Here is a 20,083-nt window from a genome sequence, read left to right on the forward strand (position 1 = left end):
ATATTCTGAATATATATTAATAGTTCATAGAGTAACATAAGTATTCCGAGTTGTAAAGTAGACATTAGATGATATACTAGTTAAATACATTGAAAGTGTAGACTAATCAATCCAATAAGGAAGTGTCAGACATGTCGAAAAAGTTATTTATTGAAAATGCATTTCAAAAGGAATGGCTTGAAAAGCTAATGAACTATGAGGGAGCTTTTAAAAGTCATTCAAAAGAAAATGATGAACAGGTACGATTTCCAAAGGAAAATATAAAAACACTTGTAGATCTAGGTTATACAAAACTTACGTTGCCGAAAGAATATGGAGGCGATGGTATCAGTGTGCGTGACATGGTTCTTTTCCAAGAAACGATTGCTAGTTTTGATGGAGCTACAGGGTTAGCAATTGGGTGGCACCAAGGTGTTGTAGGAGAACTTTATGGAAAAAAACTGTGGAGTGAAGATATGTTAACTTCATTTGCACAGGAGGTTTTGGACGGGGCGTTGGTGAATCGAGCAGTTAGTGAAGCTCAAACGGGCAGTCCGACCCGTGGTGGACGTCCTGGGACGAATGCCATTAAACGTAATGACAAATGGGTGATTACGGGGCAAAAAAACTTTACGACCATGTCACCCGTGTTAACACATTTTCTAGTATCTGCATGGATTGAAGAGAAAGAGGGCATCGGCTTCTTCTTAGTGGAACGAGATTCAAAAGGTTTATCAATTAAAGAAACTTGGGACGTTATCGCGATGAGGGGAACAGAGAGTCATGACTTAGTGTTAGATCATGTTGAAGTTTCGGAAGAAAAATTTGTAGAATTCAATCTTGGTCCTAGGGGCAATACGGTGAATGGGTGGATTCTTCATATCCCCGCTTGTTATCTAGGCATTGCACAAGCCGCTCGTGACTATGCAGTGAAATTTGCAGTTGAATACTCCCCGAACAGTTTAAATGGGCCGATTAGTCAATTGCCAAATGTTCAAAACTTAATAGGTGAAATGGACCTGGAACTGATGAAAGCAAGACACTTCCTTTACAGTGTGGCCGATGCCGTGGATGATGATTCTCGCCGTGAGCAGATAACGAATGAACTGGCTGCCGCTAAGCACATAGTGACAAATTCAGCAATCACGATTGTGGACAAAGCGATGCGATTGGTCGGAGCGAAAAGTCTTCAAATGTCAAATCCGTTGCAAAGGTATTATCGTGATGTACGTGCGGGTCTACATAATCCACCAATGGACGATATGACGATTTCTAAATTAGCTCAAACAGCCATTAAAGAGGCAGAGTCAATCTAAGAAATTACGCCAGAGATTTTATCAAGGAGGAATCGACCTTCATTCTCCCCCGATCAGCGGGCGTTTGAAAACCCGCTGATCAATATAGCGCATCCATCTCAATATCTAAAATGGCGGAACTTTTCTGGAACTGATGATTCGTTTGCAGTACAAACTATTTGCAGAGTGAAGATAAAAAAGCAGCAGCCTTACTTACAGGCTGCTGTTCAAGATAATGAATATATATTGTTAAAGGCATATTAATAGGTGTGCGATACCTTCTCTCATCTTACGAAATTTTTGCCAATGACGTTTCTACTGCCTGCTTTAAATCAGCAGGCTCTAGCTCATATGTAAAACCTAATAATTTTTCACCATTGAAGAATAAAGTTGGCACGATTTTCACTTCGCGTTCAATCGCTTCAGCCGTAATCGCTAAGCTTACATCAACATTTTCGAGGCGTTCCTCTTCTTGCAGATTATATTTATCGACAAGTAATCGTTTTAATTCTTTATCGGATAGATCATGCCATTCTTGTTGTGTTTCAAGTAGTTTTCCGATCACGTCTAATGTTTCTGTTGGATCCGCATTATCAAATGTCCAATGAATTAATGCACCGCGGAGAAGTTCTTCACGAGGTTTATCGTACAACTTCACAATTACTTCAATTTGACCATTTTCGATATATGGGGGCAATACTTCTTTTGCTAAATGATAAATTCTTGCACTGCCTGGGCAGGCCAAATTAATAAAAGCCTCAAGTTTCAAAGGTGCATTCGCACTGCCGAATTTCAAATGATCATTTTTAATTGACATATTCAATCTCCCCTTCCAACATTCTATTCTTAATATATACTAAAGTTATAGGAATTGTAAACATTAGAATTAAGAATACTATGTTAATATGATAATTACAAATAACAAGGAAGGATTTATCCATACCGATTCCCCTTCTTTGATGCCATGCTTTTCAGCTAGTTCCTTAAAGGCCACCTCAGTTGTTTCCTTTTCTCGTTATACCTCTTCCCAATTCGGAACTTCAAATCTCCGTCAACCCTCCCCCCTTTATTTTTAAGTAAAAAGATATGTATAAAAAAAACACTCCCGACTAGAGAGTGTTTACATTAAAGCGATAGGATAGTTGGGCTTTACTTTAAACGATTTTCTATTTCCATGGACGGGAAGTAATCGCCGTACTCGTTTGATTCTCTTTCCATGCGATTCATACTGATTGTTCCCACTCCTACGTATTCAATCGTCAATGTTTGCCAACCTTCATGATCCAATAATTCATCAGAGAGCTGACTATATCTTGTAACGGCTAAATCTTCTGCGGAGAATCTAGCATCTGGCGCCATTTTTATAACAGCTCTTATTTCTTCATTTTCAATAGTCGTGCTAACTAACTTATCGTCAATACCTACACCATTGTATTCAATAAGCTCGGTAACTTCTTCAATAGACATATCTTGTGATTCTTCCTTAGCAGGTTCTGCAATCGGTTCTTCTGCAATTGGCTCCTCTGAAGATTCTTCCTGAACAGGCGCTTCTATTTTGACTGTCTCATCATCTTCGACAACAGCCGTCTCTTTCGTGCCATCAGCACAAGCAACCAATAACATAGCAGCCATAAATAATATGAATAATTTTTTCATGTTTATCTCCTCCACTGGCAATCATAACTAAAAATAGGGGAATTGTGAACCTACATGGTGAAGGCCAGACGAATTCATCTTCGTAGATGTAAATATATTTCCGCTACCATTCTCTTTAACAAGGAAATTCATGCAAAGTGATCCAGAAACGTCATTGGTATTTGATGATCGGGACGTAAATAAGCGTGTGTAGACATTTCTTGAAGAAGTAGATCAAACTGCGGTAAAGCAATTCGAAGACCTTGTTTCAATCAATAAATAGTATATTGGGGACACTTTAGGTGATTACCGCCAATTTAATGTACCACTCTTGACAAGTTTTTTTACCACTGAATGACAAAGATTTGTACAAGTGAGTGGCGTTAACCTTGCCATTTCATACCTTCTAGCTAATCATGTATAAAAAAACAAGCTATTCAAGAATATTATGAATGTTATAATTGATATGCAAACTTAACTAATTTCAATAAAATCGATATTCCGTAAACTAGCCAGATTGTGAAGTAACCATATTAGGTATAATAAAAACTTTTATCCTTTCGATTAGAGGCTTTTACATAAGGGAGAGAAATAGGAATGGAATTATTAATTAATAAAGATTTTTTTAATGATGTTACATCCTATGTAGAGACAATAAAGGAAGAGATGCATGCGTCGGGTTCCGCGTTAGTAATTATTAAAGATAATAAAATAATACATGAATGGTATGCAGGCACTCATCATTTCGAAAATGGTGCAAAAAAAGTGGATGATACGTCTAGATTTAACGTATATTCGGTTAGAGTTACATTCGTCGGTTTGGCTTTAGCAATAGCAATCCATGAGGGCTTATTAAGCTTGGATGATAGAGTAAGTGATCACCTAAATGAATACGATGTAGACATTCTTGGCAATACAACAATTAAACATTTACTCACTCGTTGTACTGGTTTGAAATTCGAAAAGAATACGGTTAGTCGCGTCTTTGATCCAGAAACGAGTATTGAAGGAAAAAAACCAGATTTACTAGCGAAAATCCTTTACAATGCCACGGGGAAAACAGTGAATGAAGTACTAACAAAAAAAGTAATAAAACCTTTAAATTTAACAAATACAGGTTGGGTTACTGAGGGTAACGACAACTTGGTCTGTGATATTAATTTATCTACTGGTTATCCAACATTGAGGATGGGTTCAAACAAAGGTGATGATCGAAATTTATATGTAAGTGCTAGAGAGTTAGCGTTATGGGGGAATTTACATTTAAATAAAGGAAGTCATGAAGGTGAACAAATACTCCCTAGAAATATTTTCGATTTAGCCACTTCTATCCAAAATCCGGATAGTTTACCTAAGCAGCTGCCAAAGTTCGGTTTTCTATGGTGGATTAAAGATAGTGAAGTTAATGTTAATTATAATGAATTAGGTTCAGACTTACCTGATGGATCATACCAAATACTAGGAGCATCAGGATGTTCATGTACGGTTATTCCTAGATTCAACATGGTTGCAGTTAGAATGTATAATTGTATAGATGCATATGAAAACTTAGGTTTTGATTATATAAAAGACATACAAAGGTTTGGAAATCTAATAGTTCAAAGTGCGAATAATCTCTAATTATTAATGATTAATATATTACATAAACGGTGTAATGGAAACAATACATTACAAAGGATATTTTTTGAAAAACCGACAACGAACTGGTGCAAAAAGCGCTTGAAAAATCGATTATCGAAATCTCAAGCGCATTTCCAGTCCATAATATGTCGGTTAATTAGGGAAAAACAGTAGTAATTTAGTGTACTTCCTCACTAACCGGAGACTTTTTTTTCTTTACCCAGGCAAAGATAATTGCGCCGATTAAAATGAAGCCTAAGTACCCCATTACTGGATAGACCGTTCCAACAAGTGTGATGAAGCCAACGAAACTTGCACCGAATGCGACTATCCCAAACAAGACAACGGCACCTTTGAATTTCTTCGTTTCCGGCGTCACGATACGTGCCGTAAATGCATAGAGCATCCCGACTGCGGTATTGTAGATCATTCCCAGCAAAATAATGGAAAAGATTATACTCATAACCGGGCTCATGCTATCCGCTAACGCTAACATAGGCATCGGAACAGAGGCAATTTCCTTCAATTGCGTCAGCATCGAGACGTTGATGAGAATAATAAGAAGACCAAGACCCAGTCCTCCGATGATACCTCCCCATGCGGCCACTTTTTCATCCTTAACCGTCCCGCCCATCACTGTCAGCATCGCTGCTCCGGCTGCAATATTATACGATACATATAAAACCGCCGCTAACAGCCAGTGGGAAGCCCCTCGACTTTGACTAGCGGCCACACCTTGCAAATCAGCAGCTGCAAAATCAAAGTTGATGACCGAATAGACCGTAATGACAATGACAATCAACAATAAAAAAGGAGTAAATGCGCTAATCAATGTGATTACCTTCCGAACACTGAATGTCACAGAAGCGATTGTAACGACGGCTAGCAATAGATTTCCAACGATACCTGGAATCCCAAATTGCTGTTCAAAAATAGCTCCAGCCCCTGAAAACATGACAACCGTGACACCGAACAAGAAAAACGTAATGATAATATCGACAAGCATTCCTAAATAACGGCCACAAATATAATAGATGACTTTTTGATGGGAAGTCGTCTGTAAACGGCTACCAAGCTGCGTCAAATTCATCCCGATAAATGCAAATAGTAGCGTGGCAACAATCGAGCCTGCAATACCGATTCCTCCGAAACTAGTGAAAAACTGTAAAATTTCCTGTCCTGAGGCAAAACCGGCTCCGACAATGACGCCGATAAAAGCCGCACCGATTTGAAAACTCTTTCTCATAAACGTATCCCCCCGCTGACAATTCATCAGCCTAAATAATGTAATTTTCTGAATTTAGATTCCAAAAGAAAGAATGTGGGTGACTGTTTACCCACATCGCTTCCGTTAGTAAGCTTTGAACTGGTATTGCTCGACTGTAAACTTATCCATCGCATTATAATTTGGTTCATAACCAATTCCATATGCGGTCGGTACTGTAATATAGCCGTCTTCCACGATCACTTCCGGTGAAATGACATCCTCTTCCCAATAGCGGGAGGAGCCAGCTGTATCACCTGGCAAAATGAAATTCGGCAATGTCGTCAACGCCACATTATGGGCACGTCCGATACCGGATTCCAGCATGCCTCCGCACCAAACTGGGATGCCCTGTTCCATGCAATAATCGTGTATTCTTTTGGCCTCGGTCAAGCCACCGACCCGACCGATTTTGATATTGATGATTTTAGTACTTCCGAGCTCCACTGCTTTCCGTGTATCTTCGAGCGAGTGGATACTTTCATCCAGACAGATCGGTGTTATCAGCTGTTTCTGTAATGTCGCATGGTCGATGATATCGTCCGAAGCAAGCGGCTGTTCAATCATGGTCAAATTGAACACATCTAGTTGTTTCAGCAATTCGACATCATCCAGCGTATAAGCCGAGTTGGCGTCTGCCATTAGCGGTACGTCCGGGAATTGTTTGCGCAACTCGCGTATCACTTCAACGTCATAGCCCGGTTTAATTTTCACTTTAATACGTTTATAACCTTCCTCGACAAAGCGACGGACAGTTTCGACCAAATCTTCCACTTTTTCATGGATCCCAATACTGATTCCGACTTCAATTTTGTCTAGCTTTCCGCCTAATGCATGCGCCAATGTCATCTCATTCCGCTTGGCGTATAAGTCCCAAATGGCTCCTTCAACAGTCGATTTCGCCATATTATTTTTGCGGATGGCGCTAAACCTTTCACTCACTTCATCGGGATGGCCGATTTTCTTTCCTACTATAATAGGGATGAGGAAATCTTTAATTATATGTAAATTTGTTTCAAGTGTTTCTTCGTTGTACCAAGGTGAGTCGAAAGCGACGGATTCACCCCAGCCGGAATTGCCAAGTTCATCTTTTGCTTCGAGTAGCAGAAAGTTCTTTTCATGAAATGTACCAAAACTAGTCGTAAACGGATGCTTCATCTTCATTTTCATTTTACGGATGTTTATTTCTTGAATGATCATTTGACTTCTCCTCTTTCACTTATATTCAAGGGGATGGTGTCCCTTTTGACTGCTTGGTAATAGTGGACTCCGGTGGTTGACCGATTGACGTTTACCAATGCATACCCTGCATCGAAGAGTGTTTGGAAGATCTTCCTGATTTTCAATCTCCAATCGAGTGCTAATTGCGGCTCATTTTTTTTGATCACTTGAAAATGTTCAGGTATTGGAATTTCAATGCCATCACTGTTTGTCGATAGATGCAATTCATCCCATTCCAGGATTGGGTTTCCTAGTTCGGATTTACCTACCTCAAACGGACAGTCATAGCTGTCAATTAACGGTTTCCAGTTATTCTCGACTCTTTCGCTCGTAATCCACCACTCAATTTTAAAACGGTCCGATGGTAATCCTTTGTTCAATCCATCTTCCATTTCTCCGTACCAATTTTCTAAATAAGTACTACAAATCCCATTCAATTTCGATAGATTCAAATACGCATTCCGACTTTCAAGCGGATCGAATGTCCATGTCATCAAGTCGTAGCCCATTTCCATGGCGAATTTGCGTTGCTCTTCCTTCAATTTTTTTCCAATTCCCATCAGCTGGTATTCCGGTTGGATCCCAAGCATATGCGAACATAAATACGTTTTTCCATTGGCGAATCCGGTAAATCCATAGGAGAAACCGACGATTTTCTCCCCGTCAAAAGCGCCCAGCATTAGGCCTCCATTGTGTACCGCTGTATATGTCTGATGGACCGGAATCGGTTCCGAGCCCCATACCGTTATTTCAAGGTTTTGTATAAGACGCATCTCTTCAATCGTTTCCAATTTGCGCGTTGTAATGGTTCGATTCATTGTTCCACATCCTTTTTTTCAGCCGTTCAAACGTTTCAATCACTGCCCTGGTCAAGATTTCAATTCCGGTCAAGATGCTGTCTTGGTTAAATGTCATGTTCGGATGATGGAGACCGGGCGAAAGGTTTCACTTCTCGCAATACCGTTTTCATCATTCTTCCATCCCTTCAACAAATAAGAAATCACTTTTTAATGATTGATAGGTTTTTTGGTGTTTCTCAAAGTTATCCTTTTCCTTCACGGATACCCCGGCAACCATTGCATTCATAAACGAAAACAATGAAGCCGTCGCATCGAGTGTAGATTTTTTCGGTGAATAGATGGGAAAGAGCACGTCGCTATGTGCTTCAATGGGCGCCAATAACGAGTCCGTAATCGCGATGACATAGGCTTGCTGTTCATGGGCCAATTCAGCGATGCGGACCGTTTCTTTTAAATAGCGATGAAAGGAAATGGCAACCAAAACGGATTTGTCATTCATGGTACTTAGCGTTCGAATGATATCTTCCGATTCAGTACGAATAAGCTTGACGTCATGCCTGACCAATCCAAGTGTATAGGAAAGCCAACTCGCCGCGGCATGAGAGGACCTAAGCCCTAATATGTAAATCGTTTCTGCATTGGAAAGATGGGCTATCGCCGTTTCATAGTCTGTCTCATTGATTTGTTTGATTGTTTCCGCAATGGTTCTGCGATCCTGTTCCATCACTTGTTCGTAAAAATGGGGTGCTTGTTCCAGTTCAAGCTTGGATTGCCGATAAGTATGCAAACTGCTTTCTTGAAATAACAGTTGTTCCCGAGTGTTTTTTTGCAGTTCGGTATAACCGGAAAATCCGAGACTATAACAAAAACGGATGACCGTCGTTTCACTCACCCCGATTATCCTGCCGATTTCCTGTGCTGATGACACGGCAACATTCCGGGGATGATCCAAGATATAAGTAGCGACTTTCCTTTGGCTTTTCGATAAGTTATGCAAATGCTCATGCACGAGCTCTCTTAATTTCATCAGATTAACCACCATTTGAAGTATCAGCATTTTTTTTACTAAAATGAAGTGTACACTTCATTTATGAGCGTAAGTTATTCTAACATGAAAATTCGCAGAGTACAATCGGTTTTCTGAACTTTCTATATAACTTGCTCGCGTAGAGATGTTACTACTCGATATCTAAGGTGAAATTGAGAGCACTTTCCAAAAGATAGCTATATATGAAAGGGATTGATTCGAACCCAAACGAGACTATTACCGATACTGACCATAAATAAGGAACCAAGTTCTAAACAAATCAGAATTGTTTAGAGCCAGGTTCCTTATTAGGTAAACAACAAATAACTTTCAAGTACTTCTGTTGTTTTTGGTTTTTAATTTTCGAATCTAGTTTTTGATAGAATTGATGCTTTATCCGAACGCTTCCGCTTCTTCTCAACTGGAACTTGTTCCTCTTCCAAATGTAAACGATCAGGTACAGCGTTTTCTTGCTCCCGAATGATTGTGTCATAATCTACTCTAATCCATTTAACAAATGAAGCAATCATTAGCAACATGATAAATACTAACGGTAATGCAGTAATGACGGATAGTGTCTGCAGCGCTTCTAACCCATCGCCGTACATCAGAACGATTGAGATACTAGTTAACAGTATTCCCCAAAACACTCGGTACCAGCGAGCAGGCTCTTCACCTGCTTGTAAGTTTTGAGAAGCGACATCTGATAATGTATAGGCTGCAGAGTTAACGGTCGTCGCAAGGAAAATCGCTGCCACAAGCAAGTACAGAACAAGCACAATACCGCCCAACGGAAGTGCATTCAACGACGCAAGAATGGCTGCAGGAGCACCCTCATTTTGAAGAATGTCCAATACAGGGACGAGACCTGTTATCTCGAAGAACATACTCGTGTTACCGAAAATCGCGAACGCCAACCAACATCCTAACGTACCGCCCACCAATTGCCCAATAATAAGCGATTTAATGGTTCTCCCCTTAGAAATTCGAGCAGCAAACATACCCGTAAATGGTGCGTAAGAAAACCACCAACCCCAATAAAATAATGTCCACGACTCACTAAAACCAGATTTTCCGACTGGATCAGTATAGAGACTCATCCTAAAGAAGTTTTGAAACAACACACCAACGCTTTCGGAAAAACTCGCAACGATAAAGGCCGTCGGACCGAAAATGAAGATAAATACGGCAATCGCCATATATAAATACAAATTCCAGTCACTTAACAGCTTTAATCCTTTCTTCAGTCCGAAATAAAGACAGATTGAGAAAAAAACCATTAACGATACGACAATACCTAAATTCAGTGTAAGCGTTTTCTCCACACCGAACAAATGATGGATTCCTTCGGCTAAGAGCGGTGTACCTAATGCTAAAGATGTTCCAATTCCACCAATCAGTCCAAACATGAAGCAAATATCAATGATTTTTCCTACAATCCCGTCTGCACGATCGCCGATAATCCCACGGCATGCCGTACTTAGTCTGAAGGACGTATGCTTCTTAATATAGACAGCGTACGCAATCGGGATTGACGGAACACAGTAAATTGCCCAAGCTGAGAACCCCCAATGGAACATGCCATATGTAGAAGCAAAACTGGCCGCTTCCACACTCAGTGGATCGAGTCCATAGGGTGGACTTGAATAGTAGTAAGCCCATTCAATAATACCCCAATACATAATCCCAGAACCGATTCCAGCAGTAAAGATCAGTGCTAGCCAGCTAAACGTAGAAAACTCGGGCTTGCCACTACCTAACTTTACTTTTCCATACTTACCGAATGCTATCCAAAGTAAAAAACCGAATATGCCCAAACAGGCCCATAAATATAAGGGTCCAAAATTGATTGTAATCGTATTCAAAACTGTTTTTAAAAAAGCAGTACCTTTTTCGGGATTAATCAAAATTGGGACTGTTAATAGTGCCACCAATGCCAATGCGATACTCAGAATCTGTTTATCAATCGTATTGCCTCTCATGCATTCACTCCTATTAATATCTCTCTTTGATTTAGCCGAATGTTGAAACAATTGAAGATGTATACAAATGTACTATCGGCGTGAAAATCACACCGATAGCAATCACAATCACTTATACACGAGCAGGCATCATTTCTGCAATTATGCCGACCAAACGATCTCCGACTTCAGAGGTGGAGGCCGTCCCTTTCATATCTGGTGTTAATGTCGTGTTCTCAATTAGCAATTCTTCAATTGCGTCTACAACTAATCTGCCATAATTCTCGTGTCCAAAGTGGTCTAGCATTTGACTGGCGGACCAAATAGAAGCCAATGGATTTCCGATACCCTTTCCAGCGATGTCCGGTGCAGAACCATGAACCGGCTCAAACATGGACGGGAACTCACGCTCCGGATTCACATTAGCACCCGCTGCAAGGCCAATACCGCCCGCCAGAGCAGCCCCGATATCCGTCAAAATATCACCAAATAAATTCGATGTAACGACGACTTCAAATCGTTTTGGATCTGTAATCATGAGCATTGCTGCCGCATCTACTAGATAAGAGGCCGTCTTCACTTCTGGATAGTCCGCACTTACTTCTTCAAAAACTTGATCCCAGAAGACCATTGAATAGTTTAGAGCGTTCGCTTTACTAATGCTTGTTAAGCTGCGTCCTTGTTTTTTCGCAGTTTCAAATGCGTAACGAATAATTCGCTCCGTCCCTTTACGTGAAAAGACACCATTTTGTAGCACAACTTCATTTTCTTGGCCTTTGAATAACCAGTCGCCTGCCCCGGAATATTCCCCTTCCGTATTTTCACGGATAAACAACATGTCAACGTCCTCCCGATTGACATTTGCTAACGGGCAATGTGCACCTTTCAATAGCTTCACCGGACGAATATTCACGTATTGATCGAAACTCTTACGGATGACCAACAACAAGTCCCATAAGGAGATATAATCGGGGACGCCTGGAAAACCGACAGCGCCCAAGTAGATCGCATCAAATTGTTTTAATTGTTCAATCCCGGTTTCCGCCATCATCCGACCATGCTCGGCGTAATATTCACAACCCCATGGAAAATGTGTAAAGTCAAATTGGAAACTACTGTCAAGCTCTGCTACCTTGTTTAGTACTTTAATTCCCTCATCAATTACTTCAGGACCTATGCCATCCCCTGCAATTACAGCAATCCTATATATATTCGTCACGTTTTTTCACCCTTATCCTTGATTCCAAACGATTAGTTTTAACTCTGTCATCTCTTCAACGGCATACTTTATTCCTTCACGGCCTGTCCCACTATCTTTCAAACCTCCATATGGCATTTGGTCAACCCGGTACGTTGGTACGTCGTTGATCATCACACCACCGACTTCCAGCTTTTTAGCGGCGTATAATGCATGTTTCACATTATTTGTATAGATGCCCGCTTGTAAACCGAATTGGGAGTCATTCACAAGCACCACCGCTTCTTCAACAGAAGCTACTTTGTTCACAACAACAATCGGCGCAAAAGCTTCTTGGCATGATACTTTTAAGCATGAATCCGCATCTGTGATGATCGTCGGTTCAAGTATACCATCCTGTGCTCCCCCACCTGTAAGAATTGTTGCATTACTTTGTTTCGTCTCTTCAATCCAACCGAGTGTACGTTCCAGTTCACCAGGTGTAATTAACGAAGATATATACGTTTCCGAGTCGAGCGGATCACCCATTTTCAATTGTTTTGTTGCAGTTGCAAACTTCTCGACAAACTCCTCGTATCGGTCTTCGTGAACATATACGCGTTGTAAAGAGATACATACTTGCCCTTGGTTCGAAAACGCACCCATCACACAACGGTCAATGATTTCGTCGATTTCAACGTCCTTGTCGATAATTAAAGCGGAATTTGAACCGAGCTCCAATGTCGTTTTTTTCAAGCCCGCTTTATTGTTAATGCCGATGCCAACACGTGGACTCCCTGTAAATGTCACCATTTTCACACGGTCATCATCTACAATCGCTTCCCCGACAACACCGCCAGGACCTGTTACAACGTTTAGAACCCCTGCTGGTAATCCAGCTTCCTCGAACACTTCTGCAATGAATAGAGCCGAAAGTGGCGTTTGTGAAGCTGGTTTCAATACAATTGAATTACCCGCTGCAATCGCAGGTCCAACTTTATGTGCAACTAAATTCAACGGAAAGTTGAACGGCGTAATGGCTCCAATGACACCGATCGGCTCTTTGATCGTATAACCGATTCGTCCCACACCGCCGCTTGCAGCATCGAATGGAATCGTTTCGCCGTGAATTCGTTTCGCTTCCTCTGCGGAAAACTTGTACGTCTCAATTGTTCTTGCCACTTCTGCTCGTGCAAATACGATTGGTTTTGCCGATTCCGTGGAAATGATGGTTGCAGCTTCTTCGGCTCTATCTGTTAAGATTTTTACAACATTTTCTAAAATTTGCGCTCGTTGATAAGCAGGCATTTCGCCAATAATATCTTTTGCTTCATATGCAGCTGTAATGGCTTGTTTTGTCAACGTTTCATCTGCCATCGCAATATCAGCGATTTGTTCACGTGAATACGGGGAGTAAAGTGGAGCGTAATTTGCTGTCTCCACTTTTTCACCATTAATCAATAAATATTTTTTCGCTGTTCGATCGAGTATCTTATTCATCGAGGGCCTCCAATACCATTTCGTGGAATTGTACAATTGCTTGTTCTGATTGAGAGTAACGGCCTCTGTTAAATGCACGGGAACGGAAACCAATTTGCTCAAGTTCAACAAGTTCAATGTCTTCTGAACGAACTTGTTCAGCAAATGTCATCAAGTCTTTTTCCTCTTGGGAAATCTTATCCAAGCTATCTGCACGGAAATAATACGTGTACACAGCCATTGTCGTTTCGTGATCGATTGGAATCATTTCAATCGATGCCATATTCCCTGGTCCAGGGTAGAACGTCAACATGAGGTTCGGCCATAGCCAGAAGAACGAACCGCCTTGCATTTCCGACTCATTCAGATCGACTTCACCGTATTGTTTGTCCGGTTTCACAATAGATCCCTGGATGGAATAGTTCTCACATGTAATAATTTGATAGTCATCCATATCCAATGTATCGACGAAGCTAGGGTGTGCAACATGGCAGTGGTCACACTCTAGGTAGTTATCAATAAAAGCTTTCCAGTTTGATTTAAAAATACGTGTCTTACGGTGAGTACGTTTTAAATCACTTAAAAATTCGAACTTACTTAAGCGGTCAAAGAAATCACCATAAGACTCACTTAGCGGCTTGGCTTCATCATCCAAGTTAACGAAAATTAAAGACTCAAGTACTTCCATTCTGACAGATCGCAAGCAAGCATCCTTGACACACGCTTCTTCTTCTCCACGGAAGTTTGGTGCTTTGTTCAACTTACCGTCTGTTTTGAATGTCCAGCCATGATACATACATTGCAAAATTTTCTTTTTACCAAATTCATTCTTTTCAAGCTTTGTTGCACGGTGTGGACAAACATTATAAAATGCACGCAACACTTCGTCTGTCCCACGCATGATGATAATGGGCTCGTCCATCACTTCAGCTGTAAAAAACTGCCCTGCTTTTTCTACTTGGCTTACATGACCGACAAGATGCCAGGTCTTGTCAAAAATAAGCTCTCTTTCTTTTTCTAATACTTTTGGATCTGTGTACATGTCATATGTCATTGTTCTTTCAAACGTTCTGTTTGTCGCATTTTGCACTTTGTTGTAAGCCATTTTTCCGTCTCCCCTTATTCTCATTTAGTATTTATACTGTTGTTTTTTTGTGCTAACTCGCTTCAACTTTTTGACAATTAAATGGTGTGTCAGCCATTTTAATTGAGTCTGTTGGACAACCGTCTATCGCATCTTCCAAATCCTCAATTAAATCCTCAGGTACCTCCGTAGTGCCCTCATTGCCATCCAATAACGCATAGGACAGTCCATCCTCTGTATATTCAAACAGATCTGGAGCATTGGGATTGCATGCACCACAGGCAATACAAGTACTACGATCTACCATTGTGTATGTCGCCATTAGAAATCCTCCTTAAAACTAAATCTAGACACTTACCTGGTCTTTTTTCTTATTCGTTTCTTGCTCTCCCATAACGGATGTACTATGAAGTGGTTGTACTTTTGCAGTCGGATCAATATAGACTTTCGCATTGCTGACAGCAACCGGCGCTTCACCAAACCCGCTTGCAATAAGTTTCACCTTTCCGTCATAGGTGCAAATATCTCCTGCCGCATAAATGCCTTCGATATTTGTTTCCATTTTTGAATTCACAACAATTGAGTTCTTATCAATTTCCAAGTCCCAACTTTTAATCGGACCTAATGATGAAACGAAACCATAGTTCACAAGAACATCATCTACTTCAAGTTCCAGCTGTTCACTATTTTTCGTTTCTTGAATGATAACGCCTTCAATTTTTTCATCGCCAATGAGTTCGACTGGAACGTACGGTGTGACAATGTCGACTTTCGATTGTCGTAAAAGTTCAACACTATGCTCATGAGCACGGAATTTGTCTCGTCGATGGACGAGTGTCACTTTTTCTGCAATCGGTTCTAACATTAATGCCCAGTCAACCGCTGAATCGCCGCCGCCGAATAGCACGACTTTTTTATCTTTAAATTGATTCATATTGTTTACGAAGTAATGAAGATTTGTATTTTGGAATTTGTCTTCTCCGATAATATTCATTTTCCGCGCCTGGAAAGCCCCATTCCCCGCTGTAATAATAATCGTTCGCGTATAGTGAACACCTTCGTTTGTTGTTAGTTTGAAAATACCGTTATCACCTTTTTCAACTTCTTCAACAGATTCTCCAAGACAAATTGTCGTTTCAAATTGATTCATTTGCTCGATGAGTTGATCCACAAGCTGTTGCGCACCGACCTTTGGGAAACCGGCAATATCGTAAATATATTTTTCTGGATAAAGGGCGGATAATTGCCCACCTAAGTGGGGTAAGCTCTCAATAATTTTTACCGATGTTTGACGCAATCCTGCGTAAAAAGCAGTAAATAATCCTACTGGTCCACCACCAATTATTGTAATATCCATAACTTCAGAATGATCCATAACTTTGCCTCCTTGTTTGCTTTGGTGTTAAAACCGATTGCTCTTGATGACGTGATCTTACAAAATGCATATCTTGATCACGTTGATAAATAGTTATGCAACTTGCATGCCAAGTTTCAAAAAGTCATAAAATTCTATCTCAATCTCCTATTTCATTTAAAAACGTGCTATAATCTATTCAAAATTGACTCAACAAAAAAACGTGTTTTCCCAAATTTGACTCAACTAACCTTTAAGGGGTGGTTTCATGCTAGAGAATGAAAAATTAAAAAATAGCGATTTGACATTAGAGTCCTTTTTAAAAATATTGGATTATTCCTCTGATGAAATTTATGTAGTCGATCGCAATACGCGTATTGTCTATGTAAATAAAAATTGCGAAAAGCACTATGGTCTAAAAAAAGATGATGTCCTTGGGAAGTTAAATAATGATTTTTTGGATAAAGGCTATTGGGCACCTTCCGTCCTTCCAGAGGTTTTTGAAAAGAAAGAACCCGTTTCTATTAGACAGCAAACCTATATTGGCGCAGAGCTATTAACGAGAGCATTTCCAATTCTCAATGAGGCCCAAGACATTGATTATATTGTCATTACGTCAACTGAAATCCAGGTTTTTAACCAAATGATTACAATGAATAAACAACAAATCGAAGAAGCCCCAAATCATGATCTTCACGATATCATCATTGCAAACGATGAAAAATTCAGGAAGATTTTACAATTTTGCGAGAAAATCGCTCCCACTGACTCCACCGTTTTAATACACGGAGAATCAGGTACAGGAAAAGGGGTCATCGCCCATCATTTACACAATATTAGTAATCGAAATAAAGGGCCTTTTTTAAATGTAAACTGTGCAGCAATTCCTGCAGATTTGTTGGAATCCGAATTATTTGGTTATACGAGCGGCTCCTTTACAGGGGCCAATAAAGGTGGAAAAACAGGTCTATTTGAGACGGCTGATACTGGGACTATCTTTTTGGATGAAATCGGAGAATTGGCGTTGCCGTTACAAGCGAAAGTATTGCAAGTTATACAAGACAAACAATTTATACCTATTGGGAGCAATACTAGTAAAACGGTTGATATCCGTATTATTGCCGCAACCAATCAAGATTTGGAGGAAATGATTCGAAATAAAACATTCAGGGAGGATTTATATTATCGTCTAAATGTGATTGATATTCACATGCCGACTTTAGCTGAGAGAAAGGATGATATTATTCCATTGACGTATCGATTTTTAAATAAATTCAATAGCAAATACAATGTAAACAAAGCGATTTCCGAACATTGTTTACAAGTACTTTTCCATTATTCTTGGCCTGGTAATGTCCGTCAGTTGGAAAATTTAATGGAACGCCTAGTAATTACGAGTGACTCGATCATTGAGGTAACCGATTTACCACAAGTGATTACAGAAGAAGTGAAGGAAGTTCCCGAACTTATACATCCTAATTCACTTGACAATGCAATCACCGAAGTTACTCGAACATTAATTAAAAGATCATATGCAAAACATGGGTCGACTCGAGGCGTTGCAAGCGATTTAGCTATCAGCCAATCGAAAGCCTCTAGGTTAATCCGCGAATTTTGTTCAAACGAGTGATCTACATATAGTGACAAAAAGGAAAGACTGTTCCTTGTCAAACATTGACAAAGAACGGTCTTTTCATTTGTAAAGGAGGATAAGCATTAAACTGATTCAATCGCCAAATGGAAAGCATTTGTTTATCGCAACAAGAGTAGGTAATGTTCTAGGCAGTTTTCGCAAAGAATGTTTTTTCATTTGCCAAAAAGGAATTTTCTGTTAAAATATACATATAACTAAATAGCTAGACTTCTTAAACGATTCGGAGGTAGATGATAAAATGAAATTGAAACTGTTTATGTTGCTTATATATTCATATCTCATTGCTTTTTCAACAAATTTAATCCCGTCACTGAAACATCCTGATTCAACTATGAATATTTTCAATTTACTCGCTACTACTTTGTTTCTAATCACTTTGCTAATATTCATTAATAAAGGGTCCTATAGTGGCAAACTAAATAAAGGGGTAAAGGTGTTTTTAATATTTGGTTTCATATCTGGTTTAGTTGTTTATATTATTAAAATGTTTGAGGGTAGTATGATGGATAACGCTATTTTGGATATGATAGCGTCAATTCAATATCCGTTTTATTTGATGTTCACAACACCGTTATTTGGAGTCAATTACCTATTCGGCATAAACTATGAGACTTTCTCATTGTTAATGTCAGTAGTATATGTCCTCGTATTTATTTTCGTATTGAGTTTTAAAAAAGTAGATACACAAAATGTATAGGTAGACCTCTGCGTAGAGGTTACAGACTGTAGAAAAAAGGGTTGGAAATCATAGATTTCCAACCCTTTTGCTTAGACATGTACATGTTAACAGTCAGTAGACTGAAATTCGTTGATTTCCGTTCCGAGTGGACGCTTTCCGGGGGGCTTGCCCTCAGCCTCCTCGGATGTGCTCCCAACGCTATCGCTTTTGCGAGCAGTGTTTTTTGCGGCCCTAAGGGAGCAGTGTTTTTTTTTGCGACCCTAAGGGAGCAGGATGTGGAGGCTGCCTTAATTTCTGCAAAGAACGCAGAAATTAAGGCAAATCGAACCCTACGTTGTTCGATTGGCTGAAGCCGTGCCCGCGGAAAACGTCCGCTCGCAGTGCAGATCAACATTGTAGCTTTATCTCTATTTTAAAAGAAAAAGACTGTAGGCAAACACCCAAATTCATGGTGTTTGTCTACAGTCTGAAGCATCCCAAAGGATGCTTCAGTTAAATTTTAATTAGCTTTTTTGAATAAATTATGAGCGTTTTCCCTAAAATCCCCCGCGTTCTTTTTATGTTGTTCTCTCATCAGTTTATAATTTTCATTATTAATCCTACTCTGTTAATTGCACCGGCCTTGCCTATATTCTATGAAGAATGGAGTTGGTTCCTGATTTACCCTTTAACTTAATAAACATCTGAAGGCTCAGCCTTTTTTAAAAAAACTATTTCAGAGTCTCTTTTGTTGTGCAATTGCATTTTTTAATTTTTATGGGAGTTAAGATAAAAAGTGAAGCTTGCAACAGCCACCCGTTCAAAGAACAGAGAAAATACTTTTATGCTTTTTCCATGTCAAACTTCGCAAATTCTTTCAGGCGATTTCGATTGTAAGACCGAATTACACCCCAAAGAAAAAATAAAATACCTGAAATAGTAAAGATAATATAATAAAGAAACTTATACTTCTGATAACTGTAGGTTTTATATTGCCATTCTACACGCCAGTCATTTCCGGTATCACCAATGTAACCAACTCTCATCATATCTGATTCTCCCGCATTTTCTTGTCCGTGAATAAATACCTTTTCGGAATCATTTGAGAGTGCAAAGTAACTAATGTTATCAACCCACTTTGAATTCCGCACAACCATATCTTCTAAGGCAAGTTTATCTTCGGAGGTGAAGTCATCCTTCGTTTGATATGCTTGTGCCACATTAGTCATCATATCATGAGTTTCACCGTACTTTTTGTCCCTCATGAATAAACTTAGCGAAACAACTAAACCTATTAGTAAAAATATAACAGCTAAACGTAATAGCCCTTTTGCAAATTTCTTTTGAGATCGAAATATGGTAAATAACCCTCTTGTAATTTGTTTTTCATCTCCGAATCTTTCCAGTGCAATAGATACTGCTTCTCGCTCTGATTTTCCTTCTGCTTTTAACTCTTCCACAGTTTCCAGTAAATGTGAACGCATTTCTCGTTTCAACTCTTTTGCTTCTTCCCCATTTAAATGGGCATATATTGAGTTGACAAATTGATCTATTTGTTTCACTACCATTCTCCTCCTTCTAAAAAACGAGTCAATATCTCTTTATACAATTCTCCATTCCTTACGTATTTCTCCAAAGCCTTCTTCACCAAGTGATGTATGTTTTTATATTTCCGTCATCCTCCAGGTTCTTGTTCATCAGTCCAACAATATTCGATTCATTTATTCTTTTCTTATCGCTTTAGGGACAAATAAAGAGTACCTTCCTTTAATTAAAGTCCCTCCACTTCTTCCTGAAACCATACAAGTAACTTTCCGCGTTAGAAAGAATAATAAGCTAATTATTACTGTTATAGACTAAAGCACCCGTTTATTT

16 protein-coding genes are annotated in these 20,083 nt (G+C 39.6%); 3 read left to right on the forward strand and 13 right to left on the reverse strand.

Annotated elements, in window-relative coordinates; translation table 11 throughout:
• Nucleotides 1-131 precede the first annotated feature (131 nt).
• The gene (locus tag M3193_RS03490; protein WP_251624386.1) at nt 132-1,295 is read left to right on the forward strand and encodes an acyl-CoA dehydrogenase family protein; all 1,164 of its coding nucleotides are present in this window, start codon (nt 132-134) and stop codon (nt 1,293-1,295) included.
• A 268-nt stretch (nt 1,296-1,563) separates the two neighbouring features.
• Here the strand turns inward: M3193_RS03490 and M3193_RS03495 are convergent, their stop codons facing one another.
• Complete coding sequence (locus tag M3193_RS03495; protein WP_251624387.1) at nt 1,564-2,091, reverse strand: thioredoxin domain-containing protein; 528 nt, start codon at nt 2,089-2,091, stop codon at nt 1,564-1,566.
• Between the two features lie 332 nt (nt 2,092-2,423).
• Nucleotides 2,424-2,930, reverse strand: a complete 507-nt coding sequence (locus tag M3193_RS03500) for a hypothetical protein (RefSeq protein ID WP_251624388.1) — start codon at nt 2,928-2,930, stop codon at nt 2,424-2,426.
• A gap of 576 nt (nt 2,931-3,506) precedes the next feature.
• Here M3193_RS03500 and M3193_RS03505 point away from each other — a divergent pair.
• A complete protein-coding gene (locus M3193_RS03505) occupies nt 3,507-4,529 on the forward strand; it encodes a serine hydrolase domain-containing protein (RefSeq protein ID WP_251624389.1) in 1,023 nt (340 codons plus the stop codon).
• A 178-nt stretch (nt 4,530-4,707) separates the two neighbouring features.
• Here M3193_RS03505 and M3193_RS03510 read toward each other — a convergent pair whose 3' ends face one another.
• The 10 genes from M3193_RS03510 to M3193_RS03555 all read right to left on the reverse strand — a co-directional run bounded on the left by M3193_RS03510 (nt 4,708) and on the right by M3193_RS03555 (nt 15,917).
• Nucleotides 4,708-5,775 (reverse strand): YkvI family membrane protein, encoded by a 1,068-nt coding sequence (locus tag M3193_RS03510; RefSeq protein ID WP_251624390.1) that lies wholly within the window; start codon nt 5,773-5,775, stop codon nt 4,708-4,710.
• Nucleotides 5,776-5,880: 105 nt separating this feature from the next.
• Complete coding sequence (menC, locus tag M3193_RS03515; protein ID WP_251624391.1) at nt 5,881-6,993, reverse strand: o-succinylbenzoate synthase; 1,113 nt, start codon at nt 6,991-6,993, stop codon at nt 5,881-5,883.
• Nucleotides 6,990-7,832 carry a GNAT family N-acetyltransferase gene (locus M3193_RS03520; protein WP_251624392.1) on the reverse strand — a complete coding sequence of 281 codons (843 nt, stop codon included), beginning with the start codon at nt 7,830-7,832 and terminating at the stop codon, nt 6,990-6,992. Before M3193_RS03520 ends, menC begins: the two co-directional genes overlap by 4 nt.
• A gap of 151 nt (nt 7,833-7,983) precedes the next feature.
• On the reverse strand, nt 7,984-8,841 hold the full coding sequence (locus M3193_RS03525; RefSeq protein WP_251624393.1) for a MurR/RpiR family transcriptional regulator: 858 nt from the start codon (nt 8,839-8,841) through the stop codon (nt 7,984-7,986).
• Nucleotides 8,842-9,197: 356 nt separating this feature from the next.
• Nucleotides 9,198-10,823 carry a BCCT family transporter gene (locus M3193_RS03530; RefSeq protein ID WP_251624394.1) on the reverse strand — a complete coding sequence of 542 codons (1,626 nt, stop codon included), beginning with the start codon at nt 10,821-10,823 and terminating at the stop codon, nt 9,198-9,200.
• Nucleotides 10,824-10,935: 112 nt separating this feature from the next.
• Entirely contained in the window at nt 10,936-12,021 is a 1,086-nt protein-coding gene (locus M3193_RS03535) for a tartrate dehydrogenase (protein WP_251624395.1), read from the reverse strand.
• Nucleotides 12,022-12,033: 12 nt separating this feature from the next.
• On the reverse strand, nt 12,034-13,479 hold the full coding sequence (locus tag M3193_RS03540) for an aldehyde dehydrogenase family protein (protein ID WP_251624396.1): 1,446 nt from the start codon (nt 13,477-13,479) through the stop codon (nt 12,034-12,036).
• A complete protein-coding gene (locus M3193_RS03545; protein ID WP_251624397.1) occupies nt 13,472-14,563 on the reverse strand; it encodes an aromatic ring-hydroxylating oxygenase subunit alpha in 1,092 nt (363 codons plus the stop codon). The genes M3193_RS03540 and M3193_RS03545 overlap by 8 nt, the downstream gene beginning before the upstream one ends.
• A 52-nt stretch (nt 14,564-14,615) precedes the next feature.
• On the reverse strand, nt 14,616-14,864 hold the full coding sequence (locus M3193_RS03550; protein ID WP_251624398.1) for a ferredoxin: 249 nt from the start codon (nt 14,862-14,864) through the stop codon (nt 14,616-14,618).
• A gap of 24 nt (nt 14,865-14,888) precedes the next feature.
• Nucleotides 14,889-15,917, reverse strand: a complete 1,029-nt coding sequence (locus M3193_RS03555; RefSeq protein ID WP_251624399.1) for an NAD(P)/FAD-dependent oxidoreductase — start codon at nt 15,915-15,917, stop codon at nt 14,889-14,891.
• A 247-nt stretch (nt 15,918-16,164) separates the two neighbouring features.
• Between M3193_RS03555 and M3193_RS03560 the strand changes: the two genes are divergently transcribed.
• Complete coding sequence (locus M3193_RS03560) at nt 16,165-17,526, forward strand: sigma-54 interaction domain-containing protein (RefSeq protein WP_251624400.1); 1,362 nt, start codon at nt 16,165-16,167, stop codon at nt 17,524-17,526.
• 1,524 nt (nt 17,527-19,050) lie between these two features.
• On the opposite strand, the gene M3193_RS03565 is transcribed toward M3193_RS03560, so the two are convergent.
• The gene (locus M3193_RS03565) at nt 19,051-19,770 is read right to left on the reverse strand and encodes a permease prefix domain 1-containing protein (protein ID WP_251624401.1); all 720 of its coding nucleotides are present in this window, start codon (nt 19,768-19,770) and stop codon (nt 19,051-19,053) included.
• Nucleotides 19,771-20,083: the final 313 nt, after the last annotated feature.

The organism is Sporosarcina luteola (assembly GCF_023715585.1).
GTDB lineage: Bacteria > Bacillota > Bacilli > Bacillales_A > Planococcaceae > Sporosarcina > Sporosarcina luteola_D.